Source organism: Flavobacterium zubiriense, from assembly GCF_041729725.1.
Taxonomy (GTDB): domain Bacteria; phylum Bacteroidota; class Bacteroidia; order Flavobacteriales; family Flavobacteriaceae; genus Flavobacterium; species Flavobacterium zubiriense.
Window position 1 is genome coordinate 112,495 of record NZ_JBCFQL010000013.1, and the last position, 15,322, is coordinate 127,816.

16 protein-coding genes are annotated in these 15,322 nt (G+C 31.5%); 13 read left to right on the plus strand and 3 right to left on the minus strand.

The window, feature by feature from the left end:
* The first annotated feature begins 39 nt into the window (after positions 1-39).
* From AAGV28_RS12890 to AAGV28_RS12915, 6 genes are all read left to right on the plus strand, one after another.
* Complete coding sequence (locus AAGV28_RS12890) at positions 40-414, plus strand: GxxExxY protein (protein ID WP_373407158.1); 375 nt, start codon at positions 40-42, stop codon at positions 412-414.
* 75 nt (positions 415-489) lie between these two features.
* The gene (locus AAGV28_RS12895) at positions 490-1,911 is read left to right on the plus strand and encodes a CCA tRNA nucleotidyltransferase (protein ID WP_373407159.1); all 1,422 of its coding nucleotides are present in this window, start codon (positions 490-492) and stop codon (positions 1,909-1,911) included.
* A gap of 58 nt (positions 1,912-1,969) precedes the next feature.
* Positions 1,970-2,236: a hypothetical protein gene (locus tag AAGV28_RS12900; protein WP_373407160.1), complete on the plus strand. Its 267-nt coding sequence runs from the start codon at positions 1,970-1,972 to the stop codon at positions 2,234-2,236.
* The gene (locus AAGV28_RS12905) at positions 2,221-2,514 is read left to right on the plus strand and encodes a type II toxin-antitoxin system RelE/ParE family toxin (protein ID WP_373407161.1); all 294 of its coding nucleotides are present in this window, start codon (positions 2,221-2,223) and stop codon (positions 2,512-2,514) included. Before AAGV28_RS12900 ends, AAGV28_RS12905 begins: the two co-directional genes overlap by 16 nt.
* Before the next feature lie 12 nt (positions 2,515-2,526).
* Entirely contained in the window at positions 2,527-3,546 is a 1,020-nt protein-coding gene (locus tag AAGV28_RS12910; protein ID WP_373407162.1) for a COX15/CtaA family protein, read from the plus strand.
* 54 nt (positions 3,547-3,600) lie between these two features.
* Entirely contained in the window at positions 3,601-4,371 is a 771-nt protein-coding gene (locus AAGV28_RS12915; RefSeq protein WP_373407163.1) for a CDP-alcohol phosphatidyltransferase family protein, read from the plus strand.
* 174 nt (positions 4,372-4,545) lie between these two features.
* Here the strand turns inward: AAGV28_RS12915 and AAGV28_RS12920 are convergent, their stop codons facing one another.
* Entirely contained in the window at positions 4,546-5,151 is a 606-nt protein-coding gene (locus AAGV28_RS12920) for a thioredoxin family protein (RefSeq protein ID WP_373407164.1), read from the minus strand.
* Positions 5,152-5,163: 12 nt separating this feature from the next.
* Positions 5,164-5,640 (minus strand): TlpA family protein disulfide reductase, encoded by a 477-nt coding sequence (locus AAGV28_RS12925; protein ID WP_373407165.1) that lies wholly within the window; start codon positions 5,638-5,640, stop codon positions 5,164-5,166.
* A 1,147-nt stretch (positions 5,641-6,787) separates the two neighbouring features.
* Here AAGV28_RS12925 and AAGV28_RS12930 point away from each other — a divergent pair.
* The 7 genes from AAGV28_RS12930 (at position 6,788) to AAGV28_RS12960 (ending at position 14,130) form a co-directional block, all read left to right on the plus strand.
* The gene (locus tag AAGV28_RS12930; RefSeq protein ID WP_373407166.1) at positions 6,788-7,345 is read left to right on the plus strand and encodes a sugar O-acetyltransferase; all 558 of its coding nucleotides are present in this window, start codon (positions 6,788-6,790) and stop codon (positions 7,343-7,345) included.
* A gap of 19 nt (positions 7,346-7,364) precedes the next feature.
* Positions 7,365-7,754: an SMU1112c/YaeR family gloxylase I-like metalloprotein gene (gloA2, locus tag AAGV28_RS12935; RefSeq protein WP_373407167.1), complete on the plus strand. Its 390-nt coding sequence runs from the start codon at positions 7,365-7,367 to the stop codon at positions 7,752-7,754.
* A 112-nt stretch (positions 7,755-7,866) separates the two neighbouring features.
* A complete protein-coding gene (locus AAGV28_RS12940; RefSeq protein ID WP_373407168.1) occupies positions 7,867-9,144 on the plus strand; it encodes a chloride channel protein in 1,278 nt (425 codons plus the stop codon).
* 10 nt (positions 9,145-9,154) lie between these two features.
* On the plus strand, positions 9,155-9,757 hold the full coding sequence (locus tag AAGV28_RS12945) for an HPP family protein (RefSeq protein WP_373407169.1): 603 nt from the start codon (positions 9,155-9,157) through the stop codon (positions 9,755-9,757).
* A 103-nt stretch (positions 9,758-9,860) separates the two neighbouring features.
* Complete coding sequence (locus AAGV28_RS12950; RefSeq protein WP_373407170.1) at positions 9,861-10,400, plus strand: IS1096 element passenger TnpR family protein; 540 nt, start codon at positions 9,861-9,863, stop codon at positions 10,398-10,400.
* A 170-nt stretch (positions 10,401-10,570) separates the two neighbouring features.
* Complete coding sequence (locus tag AAGV28_RS12955; protein WP_373407171.1) at positions 10,571-11,629, plus strand: nucleoid-associated protein; 1,059 nt, start codon at positions 10,571-10,573, stop codon at positions 11,627-11,629.
* A 140-nt stretch (positions 11,630-11,769) separates the two neighbouring features.
* The gene (locus AAGV28_RS12960; RefSeq protein WP_373407172.1) at positions 11,770-14,130 is read left to right on the plus strand and encodes a GAF domain-containing protein; all 2,361 of its coding nucleotides are present in this window, start codon (positions 11,770-11,772) and stop codon (positions 14,128-14,130) included.
* Here the strand turns inward: AAGV28_RS12960 and AAGV28_RS12965 are convergent.
* Positions 14,127-15,317: a Pycsar system effector family protein gene (locus AAGV28_RS12965; protein ID WP_373407173.1), complete on the minus strand. Its 1,191-nt coding sequence runs from the start codon at positions 15,315-15,317 to the stop codon at positions 14,127-14,129. The genes AAGV28_RS12960 and AAGV28_RS12965 overlap by 4 nt on opposite strands.
* Positions 15,318-15,322: the final 5 nt, after the last annotated feature.

The following is a 15,322-nucleotide window of genomic DNA, read 5'->3' on the forward strand; positions in this document are numbered from 1 at the left end:
CCACGAATTCACTAATTTTATTTTTTAAATGACTCTTCAATGGCACAAATTATTCACAAAGACGAGAGCTTTCAAATTATGGGAATTCTGTTTGATGTTCATAATAATTTAGGAGGAGGTTTTTCTGAAATAGTATACAAAGATGCTTTAGAATATGAGTTTAAAAAACTTAACATTCCTTTCGAAAGAGAAAAAGAATACAATGTCAAATACAAAGACATTATTTTGAATCATAAATTTTATGCAGATTTTGTAGTATTTGATTCAATTATTTTAGAACTAAAATCATGCGAAAAACTAGATTCGAAACATATTGCTCAGTGTATTAATTACCTAAAAGTTTCGTCAAACAAACTGGCTATTTTAGCTAATTTTAATAACAAGTCGCTTGAATATAAAAGAATCGTTTTATAAAAATCAATAAAAAATTTGTGCCATTAAAACCGATAAAAAATATTTTTTAATTCGTGAATTCGTGGCAAACCTAATATGAACTACAAAGACTCCTTACATAATCCCATTTTTGAAGTTATTTCTCAAGCATCCAAAGCACTCAACGTTGAAAGCTATGTTATTGGAGGTTTTGTACGTGATTTAATTTTAAAAAGAGACTTTAAAAAAGACATCGATATTGTTGCGGTAGGCAGCGGAATCAAATTAGCTTTGAAAGTCTCTGAATTACTTCCAAAAAAACCAAAAGTCCAAGTTTTTAAAACTTACGGAACTGCTATGTTGCGTTTTGAAGATACCGAAATCGAATTTGTAGGAGCAAGAAAAGAATCTTACACGCACGACAGCCGTAATCCTATTGTGGAAAACGGAACACTGGAAGATGACCAAAACCGTCGTGATTTTACGATTAACGCATTGGCATTATCATTAAGTGAAAGCAATTTTGGAGAACTATTAGATCCTTTTGGAGGTTTAGTAGATATCGAAAACAAGATTCTAAAAACACCTTTAGATCCAGACATTACCTTTTCTGATGATCCATTGCGAATGTTAAGAGCCATTCGTTTTGCCACGCAACTGAATTTCGAAATTGAAGTAAATTCTTTTCAATCCATCACCAATAATGCTGAAAGAATCAAAATCATTTCTGGAGAACGCATTGTAGATGAATTGAATAAAATCCTTTCTGCAGCAAAACCGTCTATTGGATTTTTATTACTTTATAAAACGGGGCTTTTAGACATCATTTTACCCGAATTAACTGCTTTAAATCAGGTAGAAGAAATTGAAGGACATACCCATAAAAACAATTTTTATCACACTTTAGAGGTGGTTGATAATATTTGTCCCAATACGGATGATGTTTGGTTGCGATGGGCTGCTTTATTGCACGATATTGGAAAAGCACCAACCAAAAAATTCAATAAAAAACAAGGTTGGACTTTTCACGGACATGAATTTTTAGGCGGAAAAATGGTCAAAAAACTTTTTGAACGCTTGCACATGCCATTGAACCAAAAGATGAAATTCGTGCAAAAAATGGTTATGATGAGTTCCCGACCAATTGTTTTATCACAAGATATTGTTACGGATTCGGCAGTGCGAAGACTAGTTTTTGATGCTGGTGAAGATGTAGAAGATTTGATGACACTTTGCGAAGCTGACATCACGACTAAAAATCCAAATAAGTTCAAAAAATACCACCATAATTTTGTCATTGTACGCAAAAAAATAGTTGAAGTGGAGGAACGTGATAGTGTTCGTAATTTCCAACCACCAATTTCTGGCGAACAAATTATGACTATTTTCAACTTGAAACCTTCGCGCGAAATTGGTATTCTCAAAGAAGCGGTAAAAGAAGCTATTTTAGAAGGAGAAATTCCAAATGAATATGAAGCTGCCTATAATTTTGTATTGAAACGAGCCGAAAAATTAGGATTAAATCCAATTGAAAATTAACGTTTGTTTGCTATACCTTAAGCTTAAAAATTCTTAATTTTATAAAAATTTAAGGGAGATGGATATAGCCGAATTAAAATTAGAACTAATAGCAAAAATTATTGCTACCAATGATGTCGTTCTTTTGAATAGAGTTAAAGAAATCATGGATTCTTATGAGCCAAATACTGCGGTTAATGAACCAACATTAGCTTATGAAAAAACAAGATTTTTTTCTACAGAAGAACAGCGAAGAATAAATCTTGCCGTCCAACAATATGAAAATGGTGAATGCATTTCGGATGAAGAAGCTCAAAAAGAAATTCAAGAATGGCTAGAAGATTAATATGTTCTGTAGAAGCCCGGAATTCTAGAAAAAGCATTTTTGACTACTGGAATAATCGAAATAAATCAAAAGTTTATAGCAGAAAACTAAACTTACTTTTCAATACTAACTTAAAAATTGTAATCCAACTTCCTGAATCTGGAAAACCTACTTTTAGAGAAGATGTAAAATTCATAATTGTAAGTCATTTTGAAATTATTCATAAAATAACCCCAAATGAAATTGTCGTTTTAGACATCTGGGACACCAGACAAAATCCCGAAAATTTCCCTATTTAAATAAATAACCCCTTGAAAAAACACTTTTTAAAATCAGCCAAAATAGCTTTAATTCTTGTATATCTTGTCATTTTTGCGGGCGCTTTTGTCCGATTAACTGGTTCTGGAATGGGTTGTCCTGATTGGCCAAAATGTTTTGGATATTACATTCCGCCAACAGAGGAAAAAGAATTACTTTTTACCGCTGGAAAAGAATACAATAAAGGACAAGTAATTATAAAAGACCAATCATTATTGGTAGCTAAAAGCAGTTTTACTTCAAAAACCACCTTTGATTCCTCCAATTGGGAAAAATATACCAAACACGATTATGCGGTTTTCAATCCATTACACACTTGGATAGAATACATTAACCGATTGTTTGGCGCATTAGCTGGAATAGCTTGTATTGTTTCGTTTATCCTTTCTTTTGGCTTTTGGAAAGACAATAAAAAACTCATTTTACTTACTTTCTTGGTTTGTATATTAATGGGATTTCAAGCGTGGTTAGGAAAAACAGTTGTGGATTCAGTTTTGAACCCTGTCAAAATTACTACCCACATGTTAGCTGCTTTACTGATTGTTGCTTTTCAATTAATCACTATTTATGCCGTTCAATACAACCGAAAATCATTAATTTTTGATACTAAATTTCATTGGTTCTTAGTTATTTCATTGATTTTAACGTTAATTCAAGTTGTTTTAGGAACAAGTGTGAGAGAAGAAATTGATACGATTTCTAAAACTGGTGCTCCTGAAATATTATGGCTTCAAAATCCGAGTGTATCGTTTTACATACATCGCACTTTTTCAATAATAGTTTTGTTAACCAATTTGTATTTATTTTCTAGAAACAGAAAACTCAATTTAGGTTTTTCAAAAATGAATTGGGTGATAATTTTACTTTTTATGGAAATCATTTCCGGAATTGCAATGTATTATTTTCATTTTCCTTTTGGTACACAGACCATTCATATTGTACTGGCAGCCTTACTTTTTGGAGTTCAATTTTATATGATTTTAGAATCAAACCGCAAGAAAACAAATTTATAAACTATATTTGCATCTGACTATATTGTCGCAATATATTGTTTTGATACATTTTGAATGTCTAAACTTGCTGCTGAAGATAAATTTCTGGATTTATCAGATTACGGAAGACCTTTTGGTAAATTAATTGCCAATTCATTAAAAAATACACGATTCACTCCAATTCACGTTACGCTACTTTTTGGTTTTTCTGGTATTATGGGCATTTATTGTATTTTGACCAATCACTTCGTTTGGGCTGGACTTTTTATCCTTTTAAAATCAATTATAGATGCCGCCGATGGAGAATTGGCTAGAATAAAAAACACACCGTCTTACACTGGAAGATATTTGGATAGTATTTTTGATATTATCCTTAATTTTTTGTTTTTTCTAACGATTTGCTATGTATCTACAACATCGCTTTGGTTAACGCTATTGTCGTTTTGTTGTATTCAATTGCAAGGTACTTTGTATAACTATTATTATGTTATTTTAAGAACAAAGTCTGTGGGAGGAGATGCTACCAGTAAGATTTTCGAATATAAATCTCCAAAAGCACTTCCTGGAGAAAGTCAAAAATCAGTTGATTTTCTATTCCAAATTTACACGATTGTTTATGGAATTTTCGACAAAATCATTCACACTTTAGATCCCGAAGCTTATAAGGTAAAAACATTTCCTAATTGGTTTATGACCTTTGTTTCTTTGTACGGATTGGGTTTTCAATTATTATTAATTGCCGTTTTATTACCTCTGGGTTGGATTGAAATGATTGTTCCTTTTTTTATTGGTTATTCGCTCTTAATTTTTGTTTTAATAGGAATTCGAAGAGTTTATATCAAATAACTGATTCTATTTTAGTACAATCATTCTGGTATAATGCTCTCTTCTTTTGGACGAGATATATTTCATTTAGTCCTCCCGAAATTTCGGGATTATTGGACTATTTTGAAATAACAAACGGTATAAAAAAGAGTAAAAACGAATGTCTTTACTCTTTTTTCGAATGATTTTGGAATGTTATTTTTTAGTTTTAATCGAACAACCAATTGCTTTAGTTGTTTCTGGCGAAGGCGTTTTACCACTTTCTAAAGCTGCAATAGCGTTTTCAAGGTACTTTTCTTTTACATCAGCAGCGCTATCCACATTATCATCAATAGCTCCAATGTACTTTACCACACGATTTTTATCTAATAAAAAGACATGAGGTGTTTTTGTAGCACCATACTGAGGATAAATCTTTTGCCCTTCATCAAATAAATAAGGAAAAGCAAAACCTTTTTCTTTGGCTCTAACTTTCATTAATTCAAAGCTATCTTGGGCTTGAACCGCTGGATCATTTGGATTTATTGCCAATAAAATATACCCTTTTGATTTGTATTTTTTAGCCAAATCATTGATTCTATCTTCATACTTTACAGCAAAAGGACAATGATTACACGTAAAAACAACAATAAAGCCTTTTGCGCTCTTGTAATCAGACATTCCATACATTTTCCCATCAACCGATTTTAATTTAAAATCAGTCGCTGTATCGCCAATTTTGTAAGGCGTTGGCACATTGGAAATAAAAGCTGTCCCTAAAAAGACAGAAACAAATACTAAAAGAGTTGGTAAAATTTTCATGGTCTAAAATTGTTAGTTAATATTGGAATTCACATATTCATCTAATTCTTCATAGCTGGCAAACATCTTTTCTACAAAAACTTTTTTACCATCTTTAATGATTAAAGTTGCCGGAATGGAGCCCGACCAATCTTTATCTACAGCCGGAAGCCAAGTATTATAATCCTTATCAGTTAGCAAAACCACTTCTGATTTTATGGCTTTCTTTTTCAAAAAAGGCAATAATTTTGCTTCGTATTGGTTCTTAAAATCCAAACTTACAAGCACTACTTTTACGTTTTTATTTTCGGAATTGAGTTGTTCGAAATGGGGTAATTCCTTCACACAAGGAGCGCACCAAGTTGCCCAAAAGTTGACTACATAAGTTGTATTAGCATCACTTAAAACCGCTTTTTCCAGAGCAGTATAATTATCATAAACAGCTATTTTTTGAGCTTGAATTTGAAGCGAAAAAAGAAACATCACGGCAAACAAAATATAATATTTCATATCTATTTTTTAAAAAATTTAATCGAACGAATTTACAATCTTTATGTTGTTTTTGGTGCAGCATTAACAAAAAATTATTAGTGTCAATTTCTCAATATTAAGACCTCAACTATACGTTTTCATAGTCCTAATTGAGTAAAAAAAAAGACACCTTTTGCAACTAAAAATGAGTATCGATTTGGTAATAATTTAACACTAAAAAAAATGATTTTTCAGAGTGGTTTTAAGTTTATTTTGAACAGCTATTTTTAAGCCAAAAAACGAACTTAAAACACCTAAAAAAGCAACATTTTTTTTCCTTTTTTACTCTAAAAAAAGCAACTATAAAAAAGATAAAAGTACAGCTCAAAAAAACAGTTCAAAAATTTACCTAAAAAATTAGCCCTAAAAAACACACTCTTGATTAAAAGAAAAACACAACAACAAAAAGTATTTAAAAGTCACTTATTGCTAATAGCAAAACGCATAATAAAATTGTCAAAAATGCTTTTTTTACTAAATAAAAAATATACTTTTACAAAACCATAACTTTAAAAAATAACTTTGCATTTTTTTGAACAAAGAGTGTAAATTTCGAAATGTAATCTCGTAAAACTGAGCAAAATAGCTAAAAACCCCATAGATAATGACTATAGAGATAATCTATAGTATATTTTAAAAATTTAAATTCCAGTATTTTAAACACAATTACTTAAACTATAAAATGAATATAATAAATTTACTCAAAATAAAACATTGACAAGCCACACAAAACTAACTTATACCAATAACAACAGTCAAATATAAAAACTAAATTATATTACTTAAAGTAAAAATTTAAGTGAAAAACAACCAAAACACAACTCCTTTAATATCCAAAAAAACATCAATTACAACCTACTCAAAACACCTTTAATCAGGAGATCTAGTCAAGACAAAACCAACATACAGTACTCCATCACCCACTATTTTTTCTTTACAATTTTTTAAAAAGCTAAAATCTAAAACTAGCAACTTTACTTTTTTAAACTATATTTACAAGAAGTAATCACCAACTTAAAAAGGTTCTTTTTTTGAGACCAAAATCAAGTCGATTTTCGCTTCAAAATCAAGCCCTTTTTTCATCTAAAAAAACAACAAAAAACACTACATAAAAAACTCAAAAAAAATGAAGTCAGAAAAAGAAAAAATGATTGATGGAGAACAGTATTTAGCAGGCGATCCAACCCTGATAAAAGAGCGAAGAAAAGCTAAAAATTTATTACATAGATTGAACGTAACCGAATACCGACTAACTAAAAAAGCAAGAGAAATTTTAAAAGAATTAATTCCAAATGCTGGACCTAATTTATATATCGAACCCCCTTTTCATTGTGACTACGGATACAATATTATTTGCGGAGAAAATGTATACTTCAATGTCAATTGTGTGGTGCTCGATTGCACTAAAGTGACTATTGGTTCCAACGTGTTTTTTGCTCCCAGCGTTCAATTGTACACCGCCACTCACCCGCTCGATGCTGAACTTAGAAAGACACTTGAAAATGCCTTACCGATAACTATTGGAGACGATTGTTGGATAGGTGGAAATTCGGTAATTTGTCCTGGAGTAACAATTGGAAATGGATGTGTAATTGGAGCTGGTTCAGTAGTAACGAAAAACATTCCTAACAATTCATTGGCGGTTGGCAATCCTGCCAAAGTAATTCGAAAACTAAATCAATAAAACGCAACTTTAATAAAAAATGCTTCAACTAAAACACATCCATCATATCGCCATTATTTGTTCTGACTACGAAAAATCAAAACAGTTTTACACTGAGATTCTCGGACTAGAAATTGTTCGTGAAGTATATCGCGAAGAACGAAAGTCCTACAAACTCGATTTAGCATTGAACGGGAATTATTGTATCGAATTATTCTCTTTCCCTAATCCTCCCGCAAGACCTTCAACTCCCGAAGCGCAAGGATTACGTCATTTGGCTTTTGCTGTCGAAAACTTAGACCAGACGGTCATTTTTATAAATTCTAAAAACATTTATGTCGAACCCATTCGCGTTGACGAGTTCACCCAAAAACGATTTACTTTCATAGCCGATCCTGACCGTTTACCTATTGAATTCTACGAACTTTAATTTTTTCAACTAAATTACATTATAACAAAACACGAGCTGTTTTTTAAATTTCGATTCCTTTTAACTAAATTCGCAGTTCTTATAACATTTTGTCACACAAAATTAAACTCTGATGAATAAAATAGCTCTAATTAAAAAGAATCATCAATTTATTAAAATTCGAAAACTAATCATCGTTTCTTTATTAATTGGCTTTCTTTCTGCTTTTTTAGGGCTTAGTTTAAAAAAAATAACAGAATACTATGAAGAAATATTCTTTCATCAAGCCAATGTAAATCCGTTTTTATATATTTTATTTCCTGTTTTTGGTTTGTCAGTAATTTATTTTTTACGCGAATATCTTTTTAAGAAAAAAGAAAACAAAGGCATTAAAGAAGTTTTTGAAAGCACCAATTCTAAAACAAAAAACCTTCCTTCTTATAAAATTCCATCCCATACCATCAACGGATTACTAACGGTTATTTTTGGAGGTTCTACGGGAATCGAAGTTTCTACAGTTGTAGCAACAGCTACCATTGGATCTGTGGCACATCAAAAAGAAAACATCTTTCGCCAATACAAAACCGAACTAATTTGTGCCGGAGTAGCAGCTGGAATTACCGCTTTATTTAGCAGCCCCATTGCTGGTATTCTATTTGCCCATGAAGTAATTTCGAGAAAAATAACCCGTGCTTTTATCCTCACAAATCTAATAGCGGTATCGATTGCTTTTGGTCTATTGACTTTATTAAAAGAAGAGCCTTTGTTTGCCGTTTCTATTACTACCTGGCATTTAAGAGCGATTCCATACTTTATTTTACTAGGAATTTTGGCCGGAATAAATTCGGTTTATTTAACCAAATGTGTGTTGTTTTTCAAATCAAGATTTTCAAAAATCTCAACTCACTATCACAAAATCATTTTAGGTTCTGCAATTTTGAGTATCTCACTTTTTATCTTTCCACAATTGTATGGAGAAGGATATCATGCTATCAAAACCATCATTATCAGTAGCGACAGCAAAATACCTTTAACGCTCACTTTAGCTTTTACCTTCATAGGGATTTTAATTTTGAAACCTATTGTAACTTCCGTGACTCTTGCTTCTGGAGGCGATGGTGGCGTTTTTGCACCTAGCCTGTTTATTGGTGCATTCTTGGGCTTATTAGTTGCATCTGTACTCAATACTTTTTTTGATATACAAATCATCCCTATTAACTTTATGGTTATTGGTATGGCTGCGGTTTTGAGTGCGAGTATCCACGCTCCATTTACTGCTATCTTTTTAGTTTGCGGACTGACTAACAATTACACTTTGTTTATTCCCATATTAGGTGCTTGCCTTATTTCTAAATATACCGCAAAAATGATCTACCCTAACACGGTTTACACCTTTGTTCCAAGTATTTAAATTTAAAATTATGCCGACTTCTAAAATCAAACGCAGTTATCGTAAAACCCGCTACATTCTTTACAAAGAGACTTTAATTGATTATAAAGAGCAATTTTGGTCTTTTTTAGGTTCATTTGTTGGAATTGGGCTCATTGCCTTTTTCCAAAGTCGCCAATTTTCACATCAGGATGCGGTGTATCTTATTGGTTCATTTGGCGCTTCTAGCGTATTAGTTTATGGAATCATCGAAAGTCCATTCTCACAACCCCGAAATCTTATTGGAGGACATTTAATTTCTGCTTTTATTGGAGTAAGTATCAATTATTTACTACCTCATACTATGTACATTGCAGCACCGTTAGCGGTTTCATTGTCGATAGTTTTTATGCAAATAACAAAAACCTTGCATCCTCCTGGGGGAGCAACTGCCTTGATAGCCATTATTGGTACACCAAGAATTAAAGACTTAGGATATTGGTATGTATTATCTCCTGTGCTAACCGGAGTATTAATCTTGTTTTTTACTGCTTTAATTTTTAACAACATGACCTCCAGCCGTAAATATCCTGCACATAGTACTTACAGCAAACGCTACCATAAAATCATAAAACGGTTCAAACGTAACAACTAATTCATTATCAAAACTATCGTGGTTTGTTTATAAAAATACACAAATCGCATTGGGATTAAAAAGGATTAAATGTACCTTTGACTTTTTTATAAAAACAACGATTATGGTTTATAAATTTAGAGTAATCTTAGACACAGAAGAAGATATTTTTAGAGATATCGCTATACTAGATGACGATACTTTAGAAGATTTACACAATGCTATCTTCAACTCTTTTGGATTTGATGGTATGGAAGTCGCTTCTTTTTACACCTGCGATGAAACCTGGAATCAAGAAGATGAAATTTCGCTTTTTGACACTGGAGACGTTCCTGGCGAACAAAAAATCATGAGCGATTATAAACTTTCGGACATTCTTGATCAGGAAAACACTAAAATCATTTATGTTTATGATTTTATCAATATGTGGACTTTTTTAGTGGAACTAGCTGCAGTTGAAGAACAAACTGCTGGAGCTATCTACCCTGAAACGTTGTTCTCTCACGGCGAAATGCCTGATGAAGCTTTAGAAAAAAACTTTGAAGCGGATAATGCTGATGATTTTTATGACGAATTTGAAGACGGTCTGGACGAAGACGACATGGATATGTTTGAAGGCGACGACAGCTATGAAGATTACGGCTTTGAAGAAAATTGGAATTAGTCCTCACCCCAACCCTCTCCAAAGGGGAGGGAGCAAAAACTGGATTAAAATTAAATGAGAAAATCCATTTTCATTTCAAACTAAAACCTTCTAAAATATAAACCCAAATAACTCACTATACGTCTACCTCTCCTTTGGAGGGGTTGGGGTGAGGAAAATCTTCAAAAAAAATGATCAACTTATTCAACACACACATCGACACCCTTTCTATTCACAGAGTAGGAAATAAAAGCCGAAATGAATCTATTTTTTTATCAGAGCAACCTTTTAATTTACAAGATGAAATTGTGCCGCTTATTAAAGAATTCTTTTTTAAACCTTTTAGAGAAAAAGAAGAAAACTATTTTCAATTTGCCCACGAAGTTGATTTAGATTATAATGACATGTACAAGTATGCGACAGCGATTTTTGAAAACCCAAGCACTTTACACGAAGGTTCAAAAAAAATCACCCAGCACTTATTCGAACAATCGAATCATCCGCACATTAAAAACGGAGAAGTTTATGTGACTTATTTAACAAACATCAACATCGACAACAATGTAGTTGACGCTATTGGGATTTTTAAAAGTGAGTTGCAAAGTGACTTTTTACAATTTGAAGAAAAAGAATCTAATCTAGAAATGATTTTGCAACAAGGAATCAACTTGAGCAAATTAGATAAAGGTTGTTTGATATTTAATCATAAAAAAGAAGAAGGGTACAAAATCCTAACAGTAGACAGCAACCGCTACGATGCACGTTATTGGTTAGAGCATTTCTTATCTGTAGATGCTTTTGAAGACGAGAATTTCATCACAAAAAAATATTTGAAATTTTGCCAAGGTTTTGCCAAGGACGTTGTTTTTCCTGCCGAAGACAAAAAAGAAGAAGTAATGTTCATGAACCGTTCCGTAAATTATTTTGCAAAGAACGATCAGTTTGAAGAACAAAATTTTCTAAACGAAGTATTAGACAACCCTGATTTAATTCCAGAGTTTAAAAACTATAAAGTTGATAAAGGAGAGAAATACAGTATCGAAGATATTACTTCGTTCCCAATTGCAAATGCAGCAGTAAGCGATGCCAGAAAATCAATCAAAAACGTAATTAATTTGGATACCCATATCCAAATTAAAATGGATTTTATTAATCCTGAAAGTGCAGAAAAATATGTTGAAAAAGGCTGGGACGAAGAAAAACAAATGTACTACTACCTTGTCTATTTTAATAAAGAACAAAAATCTTAAATCTTTTCAGAATTCAATTCATCTCCAATTGCTCAACAGTTGGAGTTTTTTTTTATTAAAAAACCTCTTAAAACTAGATTTCAAAATAAAATAATAGAACAGGATAATTCACTATTTTTGTATTGTAAATAAAACAGCAAATGAATCATCTTTTATTTAAAGGAAGTCCTTTTAAAACTTTAATTTCTTTTCATAAACTCATAGAGTCATTAGAAGAAATCTCCTTATCTAATGTTGATTACCGCTCCAATTACGCCAAATCACTATTAAAAGAAATCGAGTCAGTTCCTGAATTAAGGACTGGAATTGAAGACTTTTCTATTATTGAAAATAATAAAAAAATTATTAGAAACCTGCTTTCTGATTTATTTCCTACAGCACTCACTAATAATGAAATCAAAGCAGTTACTATCCCGTTTCAAAACATTACTTTTAATTATACCAAACGATTCAAACAAATTATAAAAAATGCTGGCGATCTGGATTTAACCATTCGTGATTTTAACGAAGATCAATTTTATGTTCTTAGTTGTATTTTAATTTTGAATGGGTATTACAAACAAAAATTTGATTACAATAAACCGTTGTTTTATGATATTCCAGATGCTGATGGAATTATAAACCATTATCGCATTCTCTACAATGCCGATTTTATAGAAATATATCCTTCTGAAAACGCTATAAGCTTAAGTACAGAAGATATTGATGAACTAATGGATAATTTTGAAGATGTAGCTTTGTGGAAAGAAAAATTTCCATTAGAAAGCTGGGTTTTAAAAGGTTTTGGAATCATTAGTTTATTTGATGCAACTAAAGAAAGTGCTATTTCTAACTTAAAAAGTACCCTTTTAAGAAGAGATAAAAAAACAACGGATGACAGTAAAATTTCCGAAAATATTTTTAAATCTTTTTTTAAAATTCCTGATTTGAGAATTGGAATAAGCATTTACAATGACGAAGAAAAAAAGTTTGTCAAATTGCCTTTTGACGAAAGCAGCATTGGAAGTTTTATTATTCAAAACAACGAAGTAGATTGCTGTAATGCATTTCATGGATGCTCTTTAAATGCTCTTTTAGAAGCAAAAGAATCTATTTCTATTTCTAATGTAGAAACCTTTGCAACAATTCCTGGAAATGAAAAATTTGGACAATTATTATTAAGCCAAAATATAAAAAGCTGTATTTTTAGTCCTATTGTAAAAGACAATAAATTACTTGGAATTATCGAAATGGTTTCGGCTATACCAAGGCAATTAAACAGTATAAATGCAAACAACTTAAAGTTAATTTTACCCAACATAGTTGACACATTAGAACGTCATGAAACTGATTTACAGAATCAAATTGAAGCTATAATTCAACGTGAATACACTGCAATACATTCTAGCGTTTACTGGAAATTCAAAGCTGAAGCCCAGAAAAACTTGCAAACCAAAACTTCTGGAAATGAAGCTGTATTTAAAGAAATTGTGTTTAGAGAAGTCTATCCGCTTTATGGTCAAATTGATATTAATGGTTCTTCGGAACATCGAAACAATACGGTAAAAGAAGACTTAAAAAATCAATTACAAAATATTCTATCCATTTTCAAAAATTCGAAATCAATACAAAAACTACCTTTAGTAGAACAACGAAATTTTGAATTGTATTCTTTCCTACAAGAACTTGAAAAAGAATTAAAAGCGGATACGGAACAACAAATTCAAAATTACATTGACAGAGAAATTCATCCCTTGTTACGTAATGCTATAATAGATAAAGAAGAAAAATTGCCCATCGATATTTATTTTGAAAATTTAGATCCTAAAACCCAACTTTTTTACCATGCTCGTAAAAATTTTGACGAAGCCATGGCAGTTATAAACAAAAAAATGGCTCTGGTTTTAGACAAAGAACAAAATGAAGCACAAAGCATATTTCCTCACTACTATGAACGTTTTAAAACCGATGGTATAGAACATAATTTGTACATTGGTGCTTCTATTACTCCCACACAATCTTTTGATTTAATGTACTTAAGTAACCTTAGATTATGGCAGTTACAAACCTTATGCAAAATGGAACTGGAGCATCATCGGTTGAAACAAATTTTACCTTATACCTTAGATGTAAGTTCGTTAATACTTGTTTTTAGTTCGCCTATTTCCATCCGTTTTAGAATGGATGAAAAACGTTTTGATGTTGATGGTACTTACAATGCACGTTACGAAGTGGTAAAAAAACGTATCGATAAAGCACATATAAAAGGTACAAATGAAAGAATTACTCAAAAAGAAAAAATCACTATTGTTTATTCTCATCAATACGAAGAAGTGGAATACTTGAAATACATTCAGTTTTTACAGTTCAAAAAAATACTGGAACCTACCATTGAACAGTTTGAAGTGGAGGAACTACAAGGTGTTTATGGTCTAAAAGCCATTCGAATAAAAGTACTCAATACTGAAGGAAATTTTGATGAAAAATATACATATCAGGAATTATTAGCCACTTTACACTAAACTCTGGTGGACTGAAAAGCCAAGATAAAAGCGATAAATGAAACAATAATTCCGACCATAAAAATATTATAGGTAATACGTAATAATTTATATTTTCTTTCTAGAACAATTCCTAAAAAGTACAAATCCTTAATCATAGAGTTGTATAGATAACTGTTGTCTTTCATCATTTCGTTCATTGCCCATTCATATTCGTCTAAAGGCATTTTGTAAAAATTACCAAAGAACAATAAATTCACTTTTCTATCCTCGATGTCTTTTTTTGTAAAAATACCTGTTGTAACCTTTGGACGAGTAGAAAGAATTGCGAAAACTATTGAAACTACACTAAACATCAACATAATAAAGGTTGGAATAACCAAATGTGCATTACTCGGACTATCTAATTTGGGCACAATTGAAGACAAAGCAATCGAAATAATAATCGCATTTACAGATAGTAAAATATTAGCTTTACTATCAGCAATTCCACTTAAACGAGTGTGATTGCTTAACGTAACTCTAAACAAAGTATCAATACCGCGATCTGGTTTAGGTACTTTGAATGGCTTTTCAGCCTTATTTTTTTTCTCTTTTTTTATTTCTTTATCCTCTTCCATTCGTTTGATTTTTTCTTGAATAATGCTAATATTTTTTTCTTTTAGCCGCTGCCAATTAGCGATTGCATAATCCGTATAATAATGATGGTATTGAGTTAATACCTTTAAATTTTCCTGTGCCCACTCAAAATCAGATGTCTGTTTTTGTTTGACACATTCCCATTCTCTTCTTAAAAGTTCGCATCGTTCACAATAATTAGCTACTGTAAAATGATAAAAATCGGCATCCTTTATTATTTTTTCAAGAATAGTTTGTGGTATATATTGAAATTCTGTTGCCCGAATCAAAGCATTCACTTGGTCAATATATTCCGATGTTTTTTCATTTTGAGTCAAAAATTCAGTTGCGATTTTCACACTTCTTTCTTCATGATTTTCAAAACCATGAATATAACCTGTATCATGAAACCATGCTGCAACCACCAGTATTTCATGTTCTAACGGATTAATTTTTTCTTGTTCCGAAAGTATTTTCACAGCCTTGACAACATCCGAGGTATGATTAAAATTGTGGTAAATAAATGAACTAGAAAGTTTATCTTTGAGTAAATTATAGACAAAATCTTGTACTTGATCTGTAAAGTTCATAAGTG